The organism is Halomonas sp. B23F22_10, assembly GCF_043496975.1.
GTDB classification, from domain to species: Bacteria; Pseudomonadota; Gammaproteobacteria; order Pseudomonadales; family Halomonadaceae; genus Halomonas; species Halomonas smyrnensis.
The window spans coordinates 1-17258 of the sequence record NZ_JBIEKF010000001.1 but is presented as its reverse complement, the minus strand read 5'-3'; the positions used below and the strand labels follow the sequence as shown (position 1 = coordinate 17258).

At 60.5% G+C, this 17258-nt stretch carries 10 protein-coding genes and 1 pseudogene; 2 read left to right on the top strand and 9 right to left on the bottom strand.

Annotated features, from left to right (window positions below):
• Positions 1 to 85: 85 nt before the first annotated feature.
• Both ACGTNF_RS00055 and ACGTNF_RS00050 read left to right on the top strand, forming a co-directional pair.
• Positions 86 to 790, top strand: a complete 705-nt coding sequence (locus ACGTNF_RS00055; RefSeq protein WP_394599834.1) for an SDR family oxidoreductase — start codon at positions 86 to 88, stop codon at positions 788 to 790.
• Between the two features lie 66 nt (positions 791 to 856).
• Entirely contained in the window at positions 857 to 1540 is a 684-nt protein-coding gene (locus ACGTNF_RS00050) for a type 1 glutamine amidotransferase domain-containing protein (protein WP_016855491.1), read from the top strand.
• 411 nt (positions 1541 to 1951) lie between these two features.
• Here the strand turns inward: ACGTNF_RS00050 and ACGTNF_RS00045 are convergent, their stop codons facing one another.
• From ACGTNF_RS00045 to ACGTNF_RS00005, 9 genes and pseudogenes are all read right to left on the bottom strand, one after another.
• A complete protein-coding gene (locus ACGTNF_RS00045) occupies positions 1952 to 2998 on the bottom strand; it encodes an IS481 family transposase (protein ID WP_394599833.1) in 1047 nt (348 codons plus the stop codon).
• Positions 2999 to 3234: 236 nt separating this feature from the next.
• Complete coding sequence (locus tag ACGTNF_RS00040) at positions 3235 to 3603, bottom strand: nucleotide pyrophosphohydrolase (protein ID WP_394599831.1); 369 nt, start codon at positions 3601 to 3603, stop codon at positions 3235 to 3237.
• A gap of 619 nt (positions 3604 to 4222) precedes the next feature.
• Entirely contained in the window at positions 4223 to 5755 is a 1533-nt protein-coding gene (locus ACGTNF_RS00035) for a tripartite tricarboxylate transporter permease (protein ID WP_394599830.1), read from the bottom strand.
• Positions 5755 to 6282: a tripartite tricarboxylate transporter TctB family protein gene (locus ACGTNF_RS00030; protein ID WP_394599829.1), complete on the bottom strand. Its 528-nt coding sequence runs from the start codon at positions 6280 to 6282 to the stop codon at positions 5755 to 5757. The genes ACGTNF_RS00035 and ACGTNF_RS00030 overlap by 1 nt, the downstream gene beginning before the upstream one ends.
• Before the next feature lie 75 nt (positions 6283 to 6357).
• Positions 6358 to 7338 carry a Bug family tripartite tricarboxylate transporter substrate binding protein gene (locus ACGTNF_RS00025; protein ID WP_394599828.1) on the bottom strand — a complete coding sequence of 327 codons (981 nt, stop codon included), beginning with the start codon at positions 7336 to 7338 and terminating at the stop codon, positions 6358 to 6360.
• 615 nt (positions 7339 to 7953) lie between these two features.
• Positions 7954 to 8325, bottom strand: a complete 372-nt coding sequence (locus ACGTNF_RS00020; RefSeq protein ID WP_394599827.1) for a hypothetical protein — start codon at positions 8323 to 8325, stop codon at positions 7954 to 7956.
• A 75-nt stretch (positions 8326 to 8400) separates the two neighbouring features.
• Positions 8401 to 13197, bottom strand: a complete 4797-nt coding sequence (locus ACGTNF_RS00015; RefSeq protein ID WP_394599826.1) for a DUF3320 domain-containing protein — start codon at positions 13195 to 13197, stop codon at positions 8401 to 8403.
• 89 nt (positions 13198 to 13286) lie between these two features.
• Positions 13287 to 16496, bottom strand: a complete 3210-nt coding sequence (locus ACGTNF_RS00010) for a type I restriction endonuclease subunit R (RefSeq protein WP_394599825.1) — start codon at positions 16494 to 16496, stop codon at positions 13287 to 13289.
• A 630-nt stretch (positions 16497 to 17126) separates the two neighbouring features.
• Positions 17127 to 17258: pseudogene (locus ACGTNF_RS00005) on the bottom strand (IS481 family transposase); the annotation flags it as partial.

Sequence of the window (17258 nt, the reverse complement as noted above, 5' to 3'; positions counted from 1 at the left end):
ACGCACTATCGATTATGGCGATGGTCAAGCAGAGGTTACCGTGACACCACACGTGAACGCAGCACTCGACTCACAGGAGCCCATCATGACAGGGGGACAGATGACAGACACTGCCAGCGAAAAGATCGTACTGATTACCGGTGCCTCCAGCGGCATTGGCGAGGCCACCGCACGCACGCTGGTAGAGGCCGGCCACAAGGTGGTCGTCACGGCGCGCCGCGAGGAGCGTCTTGCCGCCCTGGCGGATGAGCTGGGTCACGACAAGGTACTGGCCATTGCCGCCGATGCCACCGACTACGATCAGATGGCGAACGTCGTGGCGCGCGCGGTAGCCCACTACGGCCACCTGGACGTTGCCTTCGCCAACGCCGGCACCGGCATCAGCCAGCCGGGTACGGAACAGGGCGACCCGGAGGAGTGGAAGCGCGTCATCGATATCAACATCAACGCGCTGCTGTGGACCGCTCACGCCACCCTGCCCCACCTGAGAGCGCGCCAGGGGCATTTCATCCTCACCAGCTCGGTGGCGGGGCGCGACACCCATGCGGGGTCGATCTACAGCTCAAGCAAGTGGTTCGCCTACGGCTTTGGCCAGAACCTGGCGCTGGAAATGGCCGAGTGGCAGGGCCGCTGCACCACCATCACCCCGGGCATGGTCAACACGCCCTTCTTCGACCAGCCCAAGCCGGACAAGCTGCACCCGCAGGACGTTGCCGACGCCGTGCTGTACGCCATCAGTGCGGCGCCGCGGGCCAATATCCGCGAAGTGCACCTGATGCCGACGCGCTAGACGCAGCCTGCGCGTCACCCCCATCATCGAGCCTGCGGATGATTCCGCACGAGAGAGGAGAGCCCCATGAGCAAGGTACTGGTTGTTGTCACCTCCCACGATACCCTGGGAGACACTGGCAAGAAGACAGGCTTCTGGCTGGAAGAGCTGGCAGCGCCCTACTACGTGCTGAAGGACGCCGGTGTCGAGGTCACCCTGGCGTCTCCCCAGGGCGGAAAGCCACCGCTCGACCCGGCCAGCGAAGGCGAAGACTTCCAGACAGACGCCACTCGCCGCTTCGACCAGGACGAGCACGCCCAGCGCGACCTGGCCAACACCGCGGTGCTGTCCGAGATGAAGGTCGAGGATTTCGATGCCATCTTCTACCCGGGCGGCCATGGTCCGCTGTGGGACCTGACCCATGATGCGGACTCCATTCGCCTGATCGAGCAGTTCCACGCCGCCGGCAAGCCCGTCAGTGCGGTCTGCCACGCGCCTGCGGTGCTGCTGAAGGCGAAGAAGGCGGATGGCACGCCCTTCGTCGACGGCGTGCGCGTCACCGGCTTCACCAATGGCGAGGAAGACGCCGTCGGCCTCACCGAGATCGTGCCGTTCCTGGTAGAAGACAGCCTGCAGCAGCAGGGTGGCCTGTACGAGAAGAAGGCCGACTTCACCGCCTTCGCGATTCAGGATGGGCTGGTCATCACCGGCCAGAACCCGATGTCCTCCGAGGGCGTCGCCGAGCTGTTGCTCGACAGCCTGAAGGCATAAGGCCCGCTCGCTGAAGATTCGAAGGCCCCCACGATATCGTTCGGTCGATATCGTGGGGGACCGGGCCACCCACCGCATCATTCGTCATCGGCTTCGCGCCGGTTGACCCTCTTCATCGATGCCTGGCTGGGCCTGCGGGGCACGGCCCGGCGCCTACCCTCACATCTCTGGTCGTTCGAGACCGGCCCCATGCACGAAGTGGCTCACAGGTGTGACTCCGCAACTCGCGGATCAAGGTGGTGTACCCGCAGGTCTTGAACCTGCGACCGAGGGATGATGAGTTAGGCCCAAGGCCTGCCAATGCCAGCCATATCAATACCTTGCAAAGGCACTTACGCGCCTATGCCGATCTTCTTGTGTCTACGGCGTCGACAGCTTGTAGACACCGTAGCAACGGATTTTAAAAATTAATCAAGGCAAGGATTTTCGCATAAAATCCAAAAACTGAGGGCATAAACACTGCCATTGATTCATGTCGGGTCCCGTGTGATTGACCACCCGCTTGGTAAATAACTCAGGACGTTTGGCCTGCCATTCCTTCATCACCACAATCGGTGATTGGTGGTGCAGCGCCTTCTGCGGGATGTGGTGATTGTACAGCCACATGTAGCGTTTCAGCGTCTGCTCCAGGTCTTCGCCCGAGGTATAGCGCCGTGTCGCCAACACGTCGCTGATACGGCCATTGAAGCGCTCGACCATGCCGTTCGTCTGAGGCCGCCCTGGCTTGATCAGGCGATGCTCGATGCCATGTGTCTGGCATTCCTGGTCGAACGGGTGGCAGCCGCTGGGGTTGCGTTCACCGGCCCTTGTGAAGCGATCCGTGAAGGATTTGCCGTTGTCGGTGAGCACCGTCTGGACCTTGAAGGGAGCCTTCTCCTTCACCTGCTTCATGAACGCACGCGCATCCTTCGCGGACTGACTGCGCCTGATCTCCAGATGGACCCAACGCGTGGCACGGTCGATGGCGACGTACAGGTAGCGTTTCTGCTGCTCGTCAGGCATCTGAGGCAGGTGCTTGATGTCGATGTGCACGAAGCCCGGCTCATAGTCCTTGAAGGGTTTGTGCCGGGGCTTCTCATCATCGCCAGCGTCCTGCCGAGCCAGTTCCACCAGTGTCGGCACCTCGCGCCGCTTGAGCATGCGATGCAGTCCGGAGCGGGACAAGCGAGGGTTCAAGAATTCCCGTGCCACGACAAGCAGATCATCCAGGCCAAGGCGCAGGAATTCGCGAGCGGCGATGAGCACCTCCTCCTGCTCGGGCGTGAGCGTGGCCAGCAGGTTGTGACGCGTGTGTGACCGGTCATGGACATCATCGCGGTACCGCCAGCGCCGGATGGTCGCGGTGGCGACGCCGTATTGGCGGGCCAGTTCGCTATCCGTGATGCTGGAGGGGGCTGCTTGGATTTCGGCACGGATCTTCGGTGTCGTCGTCGCTTGCTTATGCAGCTTGATGTCCATGAATCTGCTCCCGGATGAATTGCTGAAGAATCTCTCTGGCGGCTAGCAGAGGATAACTTCTATAGGCGATTTGATCATCCGGGACCCTACAGCTAGTCGGTATCCGTCCCTGTCTGCTTGAGCGTCTTCCGCGCCTGCTCGATCTCCGGGCTGATCTGCCCTGCTTCCTCGATCACCTGTTCATTCATCAGCCACAGCGTGTGGCTCCGGCCACCAGCAGCAGGAGCAGGCCCAACTCAATCCGTTTCACCATCGGCGTAATGTGTGTACTTTTTAGCACTTCCCCGCACCCGATCTGAAGGGTATTTTGCCGCGTTTTTGTCCATCTTCGCCCGGCATGCCGATTCGATATCCACGTCCAGCTTGCCCGCCAGCCGAATCAGGTAGAGCTGCACATCGGCAATTTCGTCGCGCACGGCGGCCAGTTGCTGCTCATCCAGCTCCCTGGACTGCGCCTCGGTCAGCCACTGGAAGCACTCCTGCAGCTCCGCCGCCTCCACCGTCAGCGCCATGGCCAGGTTCTTGGGCGAGTGGAACTGGTCCCAGTCGCGCTCGGTGGCGAACTGGTCCATGGCGTCATGGAGCTGCTTGAACGGGTCTGACATGGGGTACTCGCCTGGTTCTACGGTATCGGATATCCGTGAGCATGCCTGCTCAGCCTCTCGCTACCCAGCCAGCATAGGCGACCATCCGATGGCCCACTCGCTCACAGCACGGAAAGAAATTCGCCGATGACCTTCAGGTCCTCAAGCTCGTCCTCGAGCACGCTGTCCTTTTAGCCGAAGGCGTTGGTCTGGGGCTTCAGCACGATGCGCTGGTTCACGAACTCGTCATACTCCTCGACCTTCTCGCTCTGATACAGCTTGATAGTGAAGCTGCCGCCGTGGTCCGGGTCCTCGATGGCGCGAGCGCATCTTGCTCACCATGTGCATCAAGAACAGCAGCGAACCGTTGGGGACTCGCGGCAGGCCAAGGCCAAAGCGGCCGTCATAACCGCGCTGGATGCTCACCCGTCGTATCGTTGGAGCTTTCGGCAAACTTGCGGACCAGCTCCTCGAACACCCGCCCCATGCCGTAATTGGAGAGCTGCTGCGGGCGTCCCCGTGGTGAGTGCAAATTCAAAGGCGCACTCTTATACAGCCAGAGTGGCAGATAGGCAGAGGCATCGATACAAAAGCGCCACCATCGCCAGCATGACGACAGTGGCACTTCAAGAACAGCGACTTAGCGTGACGCTGCGTTAAGAGTACTCTCCCTAGGCTTGCGGATCACCATGAAGTAGAAGAACACTGCCGTCAGGGCAATGAAGAACAGGCTATCCGGGCTGGTAAGGAAGACCATCGGGCTGCCGTCATTGATCGACAGCGCGCGACGGCAATACTCCTCTAGGCTAGGCCCAAGCACGAACCCCAGCAGCAGGCAGACGGTGGGATATTTCTGCTTGCGAAGGAAATAGGCCAACACACCGAACACCAGCGCCAGGGCCATCTGGAAGGTCGAATAGGTAGCGACATAGCTGCCCACCAGTGCGACCACGGCGATGCTCGAGTAGAGCACATCACGGCGGATCGACACGATCCTCAGGAAGTATGGGCCCAGCAGGTACAGCGTCAGAGGCACCAGAACCAGCGCGCTGACAAACAGCGAGGCAAACATCGGGGCAATCAGGTCCATCTGCTGGGTCATGAACTGCGGTCCAGGCTGAAGGCCGTTGATCACCAGGACTCCGAGCACGATGGCCGTCGTGGGGTCACCGGGAATCCCGAAGGTGAGCATGGGGACGAAGGCGCCACCGCACATGGAGTTGTTAGCACATTCCGATGCAGCGATGCCTTCGGGATTCCCCTTGCCATAGCGTTCCGGATGCTTCGACGAGCGCATCGACTCGGCATAGGCCACGAAAGCCGCCATCGAGCCACCGGCCCCCGGCAGGATACCAACCGAATAGCCGATCAGAGCACTCTTCAAATAACGCAGCACACCGATTTCCCGCACTTCAGAGAGCGGCGGGATAAAGTCGCGCCGACGCACCTTTGCAGCCTGTAGCTTGCTGGGGTCGACGGTTCGCGCGCTGCGGCTATCAGCTTGAATCAGCAGCTCGCTGATCGCGAACGTGCCGATGATCAGCGGCATCATATCGATTCCTTGAACCAGCACGCTGCTACCGAAGGTGAAACGAGCGACCGGCTGCACCACATCGATACCGATGGTCGCGACCATCACGCCCAGCAGCGTGGCGACCATCCCCTTGGTGATGGAACCACGCTGGGAAATGATGATCACGATCAGCGCGAAAGCGATCAACGAGAACTTTCCCGGAGTACGAATCAACAGGGCAACATCAGCCGCCAGCGGGGACATCACCATCAACAACAGGGCACCCACGGAACCGCCGACCATCGACCCCAGTGCGGCATGCCCCAAGGCCTTGGCACCTTGGCCACGCTGCTGCATCGGGTATCCTTCCATCGCCGTCATCATCGACGCGGGCGCACCAGGAATGTTGATCGTCGTCGCCGTAATGCTGCCGCTGCACATTCCGGCCATGAAGATACTGGCGCATGCGACCAGTGCCGTGGTCACATCGAGGCTGTAGGTCAAGGGCAGCAAGAGGGCAATAGCCAGCACCGAGGTCAGTCCCGGAACGGCTCCGAACAGGGTGCCAATCAGGAAACCGCCTACCATGTAGAGCAAGGTTTCTGGGTTAGCGAGAGCGGAGAACCCGCCCAACAGTCCATGTAACGCGTCCATGATCATTAACTCCACAGTGTCGGCAGGCGCACCTGGAAAAAGACCTCAAAAAGCAGGAACCCGGCTCCGGTGATAAGAAGCGTGGCGATAAGCTTCACGGGCCAATGCTTCAACGAGGCGCTACCGAACTGGAACATGAGCAGCAGCACGTAAAGAAACGTCGACACGAAGTATCCGATCAAATCGAAAGCGAGAAGATATACGGCCGTCATCAGAACGACGCAGATGGCACCCAACGAGATTCCAGCAACACTCTTCCCTTCCAGCTTCTGCTCACCTTCTCCATTGTCTGACGCATCGCCGGATTGCCTGTCGGTAGTATCGCGAACTCGACGGAGCTCCTGAAGCATCGTACAACCCAAGGCAAAGAGCATGAGCACGGCTGTCGCGATAGGGAAGAAAGAGGGGGTCATGTTGCCATCTTTCATCGGCATGCCGAGCTGTATCGCGGAGACAAGATAAACCAGCGTAATAACCGCAAGAACGGCTGGGATGTAGAATCCACCACCTAGCGAGGAGCGTTTCGAAGGCATATCAGAACCCGTTGTAAAACCACTGCGCCATGCAAATTGTACGGCGCAGTGAAAAAAGGATTACGAATAGAACGTCTATTTTTCCAGCACGCCTTTCTCGACCAGACTATCCATGGTGTTGAAGAGCTGCTGCTGAGTGTCACGCGACCATTCCGTGACATCTTCTGATCCAAGCCATGCTGGCGTCACCCCGATCTGCGTCAGCCACTGCTGGAACTCTTCGGTTTCGTAGGCCTCGTGATAGGTGGCTTCCAGAGTATCGATCACATCGTCCGGCGTACGTGCCGGGGCGACCAACGTAATGAAACTTCCCATCTGAAGATCCAGACCGGTATCTGTTTCCGTCACCGGTGGAACGTCAGGGAAGCCTTCGTTCTGCGTATCGGAGAATTCGACCAGGCCACGTGCCTGACCGGAATCGATCAACGGCGCGAGATCCCCAAGGCTGGTCACGACGGCATCGACTTCGCCGTTGAGAAGCGCCTCTTTCTGGGTAGCGGCACTGTTGTCGTAGGACACGATATTGAACTCCGCACCGGTTTGATCCTGGAGCTGGAGCAGTGTCAGGTGAGTACGAGCGCCCATATTCTGGATGCCGACCCGGATACTTCCGGGATTCTCCTTGGCGGCAGCAATTAGATCGTCAAGCGACTGGTACGGGGCGTCGTCCGTCACGGTAATGGCATCGGCTTCCTGGGTGATACGCGCGATCATGCGCATCCGATCCATGCCGAAGCCGGGAAGCATTTCCTTCCAGGGAATGGTGATGATGCTGTCATAGGTAATGGCAGCAATCGTCTGACCATCAGGGCGCGCGTCCATCAGCTGCAGCAGACCGGTAGCCGTCATGCCTCCCGCGACGTTCTCCACGTACATCGAGACCGGAAAGGACTCTTCGGCAATATTGGAAATCTTGCGCACGATGGCATCAGTGCCACCGCCGGCAGCCGCCGGCACGATGACACGCACATCGCGATTCGGATAGTCAGCATGGGACACACCGGAAGCAAATGCCGCCATGCAGGCGACTCCCAGCAATGTTTTTTGTAATCGCATTCCGCACTCCTTGCTGTATTGAGTCGTATTACCGACTTTTTCTGGATAAGACGAGATACATCAGCAGCACTTTCGAGATTTATCTAGGCCCAGTTTCACTGGCCTTGATTCCTCGCTCACCAGTCAAGCGAAGAGATTCTCCACAAAGAAAAAGCCCTAAAGTCATACATCATACAAACAAAGCTAGAAGCCAATCACTCGATGAGCAATACACCAAAAGTCTCATATAGACGAAAGTAATACTGTCGAGGAGATTTCCAAGGTGAGAGAGGCGAGGAAACCATCGACCTTCAGACCACCCCGCTCACCTTCCACAACGGTAAATAGTCAGCAATGCGGCGCCCGATGTGGCACCACCGCTTCTATGCGCGATGCCATTAATTCCGAAATGGGGCATGCGTTCTCAATGAGAGGGCTCCACGAACGTGCGGAACACAGAGGGAAGAAGCCAGAGGAGCAACCAGATATGATTGCGAGGTTGAAGATGGTGGGCCCAGTATCACTCAAAAAAAATGGCCATCATATTGAAATAAAATGACTATCTACTCTTCGAGTATTGATTATGCCCCCATAGATGCCCCTAGATCTTAAGCTATGCCCCTGGGATCGGGGAAGCTACCAAGCACCTTCATCGACATCAGGTGTATTCAGATCATCGTAGCCGGTTCCGATCGCCCCCTCATTGATCCCAGGCGTATTGAGGTCGTCGAAACCTGAGCCGACAGCGCCCTCATTGATCCCGGGTGTGTTCAGATCATCATAGCCTGAGCCGATGTCGCCCTCATTGATCCCTGGCGTATTCAAGTCATCGTAGCCCGAGCCGATGTTGCCCTCATTGATCTCGGGCGTATTCAGATCGTCGAAGCCGGACCCGATTGCACCCTCATTGACTCCAGGAGTGTTGAGATTGTCATAGCCTTGGCCATAGATGTTATTGGCACTGATAAGAGACAAGGTCACGACCGCCAACCTCCTGATTACTCTCATTTATCACTCCTTCATGTGCTGGTCGAAGTCACTTACTCCAGAACGCACACCGGGCCCCGCGTGGGGCCCACACGTTCACCGCAAGAACTCAGCTGCCAGGGTGGCTGTGCCGAGCTGAAGTCGCTCGTTACGTTCCTGAACCTTGTTCTCATCCATCAACTTGCCGATGAGGGCCTCGAGACGCTGCCTGATCGGCCCAGTCAGACGCTTGAAGCCCAGCTGGTTGATAGCCGCGCTCATGGCGTCCTCTGGCCCGACCGAGACGCCATCGCGAATCGTCTGCTGAATGGCATTCTCAAGCTCAACCCCCGGCACAAACTCGAACTTGCGCTGACTCGCTGGCAGGACGCTCCAGTCACGCAACTCCAGCGCCTCACGGCTAACGACATCAAGAATGTCTCCATCCTGATTCAGCAAGCCCTTCTTCGCCATGGATCGGCACTCGGTATCCACGCGCCGCTGAATCCGAGCCCCTGCGCGCTGCAACCCCGTAGCCTCGGTCAGCCTGATCAGCAGCATTTTTCGGTGAATCGGCCCCTCGCCCTCGACCACGGCCAGGATGGCTCTCTGCAAGCGATCCGCAGGGATCTCATCGAACTGGCTATCCGCGGCAGACAAGCCAATGCTGGAGGCGTCGACGGGCGCGTAAGCCGGTATGCCCGCCGAGGGTTCTGCAACGGTTTCACGCGCTATGCCGCTGCCAACGTCTTCCCTAGAAGCGTCTTCATCCTGAGGCTCGTTCTCCCGCGTCGGCGTGATGCCCTCCGCTTCCGCTCTCGCCTGGGCTTCCAGGTCCTTCTGGTGCCGTCTGGCGGCCTCCAGTGCCTCCTTCAAGCGCTCAGTCTCAGCGGCAGCATTACGGAACCACTCGGTGCTCCAGATGCGATGGAAGCGCCAGCCCAGCCCTTCCAATACGGACTGACGCAGACGATCCCGGTCACGCGCGATGGCGCTGCTGTGATAGCTGGCGCCGTCGCACTCCACGGCCAGCAGGAAGCGGCCCGGAGCCTCTGGATCGCGAACGGCCAGATCGATGAAGAACCCCTGGCTACCAACCTGCGGCTGGACCTCGTAGCCAAGGTCCTGAATGGCGCGCATCACCTCCCACTCGAAGGGCGAGTCCGGTTCCCTGTCCGTCATCTCGTGGGTCGGCAACTCTCCCGTCTCGGCATACTTGAGGAAGGCATGCAAAGCGCGGACCCCGAACGGCGATGACTCCGTGACCTTCAACTCATCGGCCTGGAAGTTGGCGAAGACGTCCATGGCCAGCCTCGCGCGAGAAATCAGCACGTTCAGGCGTCGCTCGCCGCCGGTCTTGTTGATCGGGCCGAAGTTCTGCCCGAGCCGGCCTGCCGACGTGCGCCCGTACCCAACGCTGATGAAGATCACGTCGCGCTCGTCGCCCTGAACGTTTTCCAGATTCTTGATGAAAAACTCATCACCACCGTCGTGATGACGGAAGAAGTCCTCGAGCTCTTCGTGCTCTCGGCGCAGACGCTCAACCTCCAGCAGAATGGCTTCTCGCTGGGCGGTACTGAAAGCCACCACCCCGAGAGACAGCTGGGGGGTGTCTTGCGCGTGCCGGATCACCGCCTCGGCCACCGCACGGGCCTCGCCCGCGTTGGTCCGCGAGCCGCCACGGTCGTAATGGGTCTCGGGCAGGTGACAGAAACGCAGCCCCCTGGCCTCGGGATGGACACCGGGGCTCGGGAAGATCAGCAGCTGATTGTCGTAGAACTGATCGTTCGAGACGGCAATCAGGGAGTGATGGCGACTACGGTAGTGCCAGCGCAGCATGCGTTCCGGCATGCCGCGGGCCTTCATCATGCCGAGAATACTCTCCACGTCGGCCGTGGCGCTCTCGTCGGCCTCTTCGTCGCTGAGCTCGACGGATTGCCCGAAGAAGTTGGTGGGCGGCATCTGCTTGCTGTCCCCCACCACCACGACCTGGCGTCCCCGCAGAATCGCGCCCAGGGCCTCGGGGGCCGGTATCTGACTCGCCTCGTCGAAGATCACCAGATCAAAGTCGAGGTCTCCCTGAGCGAGATAGCCCGCCACCGACATGGGACTCATCATGAACACCGGCTTGGCCTGCTGGATCACCGTCCCCGCCTCACGCAGCAACTTTCGAATCGGCAGGTGGCGCCGCTTCTTGGTGAACTCGCGACGCAGGATCTCCATTTCGCCCGGCGCATGCTTGGACGGGAGGTTGGCATGCAGGCGCTCGACCAGCGACTCCTGGGCATACCGGAAACTGGCCTCATCCAGCTGATTGAACTCATGGATCAAGCGCTCATGGGTCAGCCGATCGAAACGTGCCAGGCGCGGGCGCTCGACATAGGCATGATCCACCAGGCCGCCGAAATAGCTCAGCTCCAGCCATGCGCTCAGTGCGCGCGGCGCATGGGACCAGCTGGCCAGGGTCGCCGTCAGGTGATCAAGGCCTGCCGTCTCGAGGTCCTCGCTCAGCTGGTTGAAGCGCACCACCGCATACAACTGGGCGCTGTCTCGCCAGCCGGAAAGCCGCTGATGCCAGGTCCCCAGAGCCACCTGTGACACCTCATCCTGCCACTGGATCTGGTGACAGAGCTCCTGAAGCAATCCCTGGACACGCTCCGACTGGGTTTGAAGGGCCTCCACCTGGTCGGTGTGTTCCCGCAGATCCGGGTTGCCATCCAGGAAGGCGGCCAGCCCTGCAGGCAGCTCACCTTTGCCGATCGCCTCGTACAGGTCGACGATCCACTCGGCGAGCTGCGCCAACACCGACCAGTCGCTCTCTTCCCCCTGCCACTGTGCCCCGAACAGGGTCTGGCAGGTGGGCGACAGGCGCTCCAGCGTCTTCCGGTGCTGCTGGGCTTCCAGCAACTCGTCCACCCAGCTCAGCCATTCCACCGGCGACCCATCCAGCTGGCTACGGGCATAGCCTTTCAGGGCGGCGGCGGCCCGACGGTACTCGCCTGAGAAGATGCGCCACCACTTGTCGGTCCTCCCGGCGAGCCCGGTACGAATCGGCAGCAGATCGGCGTCATACACGGCCTCGATGAAGCGTGGTTGCATCGCGTCACGGGTGCGCGATAGCGCCTGGCCGGCCGCGATGGCCTGCTTTACCTCGTCACGACGGGCCTGCCACTCCTCGGTATTGACCTTCACCCCCGCCAAGTGCGGCGCATTGAGTGCCCTTTTGCCGGCACGCTGCAGGATGGCGATGTCATCGAAGCTCTGTGGAATCGGCAACTGCATGGCCTGTGCCAGGGCGACGGCATTGTCGGTCAGTTCCGTCAGCTGATCGGCGGCCCGCTGAACCAGCTTGCGAAGCTCCTGCTCTTCGCCGGGGGACAAGGCATGACGCTGCGAGTGGCAGTAGGGGTTCTCTGCGGGTGGCCCGTACTCGGCCAGATAGTCGCCCATGGCCTCCATGGCACGCTGCCCTCGCGACAGCTCCTGGGGCCCCCAGTCGCGCAGACGCTGGAAGTCGATTCGGGACAGAGCTTGCAGTCGGTCATCGCTTTGCAGCGACAGCATGCGTCCCAGCGCCGTCACGTAGTCAGTCTGAGAGGCCAGGATGGGGGCTCGGAGTTGTTCGACATAGCCATCCAGCGACTCGCGCACCTCGCCGAGGCGTTGATACTCGTGCGACCGGTCCGGCACCTTGGGGCGCCCGCTGTCGAATACCCGGCGCAGGGAATCGAGGACCGCCTTCTTGTTGCTCTTGTGACTGTGCAGCTCGAGCACAGCATCACCCAGATGACACTCATCTAGACGTGATTTCACGACGTCCAGGGCCGCCATCTTCTGGGCAACGAACAGGACCTTCTTGCCGCGCGCCAGTGCTTCTCCGATGAGGTTGCTGATGGTCTGCGACTTGCCGGTTCCCGGAGGCCCCTGCACCACCAGGCTGGCCCCTTCCATCACCGCGAGGATGGCCTCGAGCTGGCTGGAGTCTGCGTCCTTGACCAGGTGAAGTGACTCGGGTGTCTTGAGCAGATCATGGCCAGACGACGATTCGAGTCGCTCGGCGTCCTCGCGATAGCCCGTCTCGAACAGTTTTTCGAGTTGAGGGTGTTCCAGCAGCTCATGAGACTCCGGCCAGTTCGCCGGGTCGAGGTCGGTGTACATCTGGAACTTGCCGAAGGAAAAGAGTCCCAGCCGGATCTGATCCACATGGACCTTCCAGCGGGGACGATCGGCGACCATCTGCTGGACCTGCCCGAAATAGTCCACCAGCGAAGTCTCTTCCCCGAACTCGGGAAGCGAAAGCCGAAAGTCCTGCTTTAGCTTGGCGGCCAACGCCAGGTTGCCGCCCATCTCGGCGTTGGTGAACGACAGGGTAAAGCCGGCACGTGCAGATTCCCGCTGGAGCTCCACCGGCAGCAGGATCAGCGGCGCATGACGCGGTGTGCGGGCGTTTTCGTCCTCATACCACTCCAAAAAGCCCAGCGCCAGGTACAGCACCTCAATGCCCTGCTCCTGAAGCAGGGTATGGGCTTCGTTTTCCAGCTTGATCAGCCGCGTATCCAGTTCGCGGGCTGGAAGGCGCGTCTGCAGGTAGAGGTCGCTGAAGCGCTCTTCGCCCTGCTCCTGCTCGAGATACTCCTCCAGGGGCGGAAGAGGCTCCTGCTCTTCATCTGATTCTTCGACCTCCTCGTCGCCCGCGTCGGACTCGTCCTTCTCGTATACCTCTGGAAGAGGCAAGAAGCGCATGGCTTTCTTTTCCTCGACCAAGATGTTGGCGACCTCGATCGACCGCTCATCCACGACGTCGAGGAAACGCTTGTTGCTGGGCACATGCAGAAGCGGATTACCACGCAGCCCCATGTCGAGGAGCTCATGCCGGGCGAGCTCAAGCTTGTGTTGAAGTGATGACTTATCCATGTTGCGCGTTCCCTGCGTGGGTCACGTATCAAAAATTCAAAGATTATTATCGTAGAAGCTCGACGTCATCAGAGATCGTCAGATCCCTATTACTGCTGCGCCGAAGACCGCTCCCTGCCCGCCAACAGCTTTAGGATCAGCAGCGCGAACTCCCGCCCGGTCTTCTCGTCCTCCAGCAGCGGCATCGAGAGCTTCTCATGGTCGCCAATGGCATCCATGACCGCGTCTTCGACTTTCTTGGGGAAGAGGCCGTGCATGACCTGATCCTCGTCGTGATGACGGATCTGCGCCATCACCGATTCGTCGCGCTCGATGCGGTCGGCGATGCCGTTGGCGAAGTGTAGCTTGTCGTCGTCGCTGACCTCGGCCCCGTAGAGGTCGTTCAGCTTGTCGATGATCTCGTCGAGGCGCTTCTTCTCGGGGTCGTGGGGCTTGCCGGAGCCGACCTCGCTGATCGGCTGCAGGCCATAGTCGCCCTGCTCCTCCTCCAGGCGCAGCTGGTGCTCGGCGCGCTTGGTCAGCCGGTAGTGGCTTAGCTCGAGTTCGCTGACGTCGATGGTGTCTTCCTCTATCCGATCGGTGCGCAGCAGCGGCTGGAGATGCTTGGCGAACACGCAGAGCTGCTCCAGCTCGCGGTCGTCGAAGTGCACGATCTGGGACAGGAACTCGTAGGTGCGCACGAAGCTGGCGAGGTTCTTGCGGAACAGGTCCAGCTCATCGCGGGTGGTGCCGGCGTCCTTGAGCTCCTGATCGGCGCGGTGCACGCCCGCCTGATCGCCCTGCTGCTCGGCCTGCTGCCTCGCCGCCTGCCAGGTCTGGATCTGATCGACGATCGCCTTGTAACGCGTGGTGAAACGCTCCTTGGCCGGCTTGCAGTAGTAGCTGAGCTTGCTGGCGGGGGCCTTGGGGTCGAAGAAGGCCGCGGCGAAGGCCTCGACCTCCTCCCAGTGATAGATCCCGCTGGCGTCCAGTGTCTGTTGCAGGTCATAGACCACATTGACGTCGGAGACGTCGGCCAGCTCGGCCTTGCGGTAGTAGGGGGCGAAGGCGCCGATGATCTCCTCGGGGTCGTTGAAGAAGTCGAGGATGAAGGTCTCCTTGCCCGGGAAGATACGGTTCAGCCGTGAGAGGGTCTGCACGCAGTCCACCCCCTGCAGCTTCTTGTCCACGTACATGGCGCACAGCTTGGGCTGGTCGAAGCCGGTCTGGAACTTGTTGGCCGCGATCATGACGTTGTAGTCATCGGTGTCGAAGGCCTCGGCCAGGTCGCGCCCCTTGAGGCCCGGGTTGAGCTTGACGCTGGTCTCGGTGACCTCCTCCTCGATCACGCCGTCCGGGAGCACGCTACCCGAGAAGGCCACCAGCGGGTGCACGTCCTGGTACCCCTGCTCCTTCACGTACTGGCGCATGGCGAGGGCATAGCGTACCGCCTCCTGGCGGCTGGCGGTGACCACCATGGCCTTGGCCTGGCCATCCAGCAGGTGCTTCACGTTGGCCCGGTAGTGCTCGACGATCACTTCCACCTTCTGGCCGATGTTGTGCGGGTGCAGCCTTACCCACTTGGCCAGGGTCCGTGAGGCCTTCTTGGCATCCACCTCCTGATCGTCGCCATCCGGGTGGGCGAGCTTCCAGGCGGTGCTGTAGGTGGTGTAACGCTCCAGCACGTCGAGGATGAAGCCCTCCTCGATGGCCTGGCGCATCGAGTACAGATGGAAGGGCTCGGGCTTGTTGTCGCTGCTGGGCGGCAGCTCGGGATCGGGGGTTCGGCCGAACAGCTCCAGGGTCTTGGCCTTGGGAGTGGCGGTGAAGGCGTAGTAGCTGATCTTCTCGCTTGGCTTGCGCGCACTCACGGCGGCATCCATCAGCGCCTCAGCGCTCACCTCCTCCTCCTCGTCGGTGGCCTCCCCGGCAGCGGCCAGCAGCGCCTTGAGCTTGCTGGCCGAGGAGCCGGTCTGGGAGGAGTGGGCCTCGTCGGCGATCACCGCATAGCTGCCCTGGGCCAGCTGGGGGCGCTTGTCCAGGGCATCGAACAGCGCCGGGAAGGTCTGGATGGTGACGATGATGATGCGGGTATTGGTCTCGAGCGCTGCCGCCAGCTGCTCGGACTTGCTCTGGTTGCCGATGTCGCGAGTGATCGGGCACACCACCCCATGGGCATGCTCGAACTGGTAGATGGTGTCCTGCAGCTGGCTGTCGAGCACCGTACGGTCGGTGACCACGATCACCGAGTTGAACCGCTTGCGTCCGTGTTCGTCGTACAGGTTCGCCAGCTGGTGGGCCGTCCAGGCGATCGAGTTCGACTTGCCCGAGCCGGCGCTGTGTTGCACCAGGTAGCGGCTCCCCGGCCCTTCGTCGCGGGTGGTCTCGACCAGCCGGTTGACCACGTCCCACTGGTGGAAGCGGGGGAAGATCAGCGTCTCCTTGGTCTGGCGGCGGCCGTCGAAGTCCTCTTTGGTGACCTGCTCCAGGTGCAGGAAGCGGCCCAGGATCTTCAGCCAGGCATCGGGCTGGAACACCCGATCCCACAGATAGGCGGTGGCATAGGTGGCGTCATCAGGCGCCGGCGGGTTACCGGCGCCGCCGTCTTCGGTGCCCTGGTTAAAGGGCAGAAAAAAGGTATCCTTGCCGGCCAGCTTGGTGGTCATCGCCACCTCGTCCTGGCTGACCGCGAAGTGCACCAGGGCGCCGCGCTTGAAGGTCAGCAGCGGCTCCGGCTTGCGCGTCACGGGGTCCTTCACCGGGCGGTCGTAGCGGTATTGCCGCTTGGCGTTCTCGACCGACTGCTTGAAGGAACTCTTCAGCTCCAGGGTGGCGACCGGCAGGCCGTTGACGAAAAGCACCAGGTCCAGGCGAGGGTTGTAGCTTTGACCGGGGCTTTGCGCGGCCTCAGAGCCGCTCTCACGGGCGTGGGGGGAGTAGGAGACCTCCGGTACGACTCTTAGCCGGTTCGCCCGGTAGCGAGCCTGGGCGTCCGGGTTCATGCCGTGGTCGGGCTGGAAGCTGCACAGCTCGATCTTGTTGCCCGGCACCTTGAAGCCGTGGCGCAGCACCTCGAGGGTGCCGACACGCTCCAACTGGCGCACCACGGCCTTAATCAGCGCCGTCTCGGGAGCCTTGGGATGGGCCTTGGCGAACTTGTCCCAGCGCTCCGGGTAGGCCTCCTGGAAGTAGCCGACCAGGTCCTCGGGGTAGACGGCATTGACCCGGTCATAGCCGCTGGCCTGGCCCACGCGCCAGCCCCCCACGGCCATGGCGTCGATGATGTCCTGCTGGAATTGCGCTTCCCTGCTGTCCGCCATGCTCGCTCCCTGCTGTTGGCTATGCTTTGTCCCCAAGCCTACAGCGGTGAATGTGAAACCAGAAGATCAGCGGGGGCGCGGTTGCCACAGGTGAAGGGTACGCCAATCATTGGGAAACCCCATCACCGAGGTATCCCCGGCATGCTGGTCAAGCAACTGAGGGATACGCTTCCTCAAATTAAGCTACGCTAGATGCGTCAATAACAGCATGGATGTAGCCATGACTCCTATACAACACTTGTACTCTATGATCCTACTTGTAGGGCCAGCTGTGCTTATAGCGATGGAAACAACCTGGTGGAAAGGAATTCTCGCAATAGGAGCCTCATTTCTGCTGTCTTGGCTTTTATTCCTATTAGTATGGCCATTCATCACACGCTCTTCGTTAACACTGATGACATCATGGGCATGGCTGAAGCCCTTGATGGTTGCTAGTACAGTCCTTTATGTAGGGTTAAATTTTTTTTAAAACCAATGTCGCCTAAAGTGGTTAGACAACAACCACTAGAGGCCTAAAACTGCGAAACTAAAAACACCCTACAGAAAGCGATAGCTTTCATCATCCAAACGCACATGACTTACCTCCATCGGGAGGGCATCACTCGTTGTGCGGTGCCCTCGTGTTGATGGCTAGTTGTCGGGTCCCGTGTGATTGACCACCCGCTTGGTAAATAACTCAGGACGTTTGGCCTGCCATTCCTTCATCACCACAATCGGTGATTGGTGGTGCAGCGCCTTCTGCGGGATGTGGTGATTGTACAG

Bases quoted from the DNA above. Each gene is read 5' to 3' on its own strand.
- ACGTNF_RS00055 (WP_394599834.1), top strand. From the start codon at position 86: ATGACAGGGGGACAGATGACAGACACTGCCAGCGAAAAGATCGTACTG.
- ACGTNF_RS00050 (WP_016855491.1), top strand. From the start codon at position 857: ATGAGCAAGGTACTGGTTGTTGTCACCTCCCACGATACCCTGGGAGAC.
- ACGTNF_RS00045 (WP_394599833.1), bottom strand. From the start codon at position 2,998: ATGGACATCAAGCTGCATAAGCAAGCGACGACGACACCGAAGATCCGT.
- ACGTNF_RS00040 (WP_394599831.1), bottom strand. From the start codon at position 3,603: ATGTCAGACCCGTTCAAGCAGCTCCATGACGCCATGGACCAGTTCGCC.
- ACGTNF_RS00035 (WP_394599830.1), bottom strand. From the start codon at position 5,755: ATGATCATGGACGCGTTACATGGACTGTTGGGCGGGTTCTCCGCTCTC.
- ACGTNF_RS00030 (WP_394599829.1), bottom strand. From the start codon at position 6,282: ATGCCTTCGAAACGCTCCTCGCTAGGTGGTGGATTCTACATCCCAGCC.
- ACGTNF_RS00025 (WP_394599828.1), bottom strand. From the start codon at position 7,338: ATGCGATTACAAAAAACATTGCTGGGAGTCGCCTGCATGGCGGCATTT.
- ACGTNF_RS00020 (WP_394599827.1), bottom strand. From the start codon at position 8,325: ATGAGAGTAATCAGGAGGTTGGCGGTCGTGACCTTGTCTCTTATCAGT.
- ACGTNF_RS00015 (WP_394599826.1), bottom strand. From the start codon at position 13,197: ATGGATAAGTCATCACTTCAACACAAGCTTGAGCTCGCCCGGCATGAG.
- ACGTNF_RS00010 (WP_394599825.1), bottom strand. From the start codon at position 16,496: ATGGCGGACAGCAGGGAAGCGCAATTCCAGCAGGACATCATCGACGCC.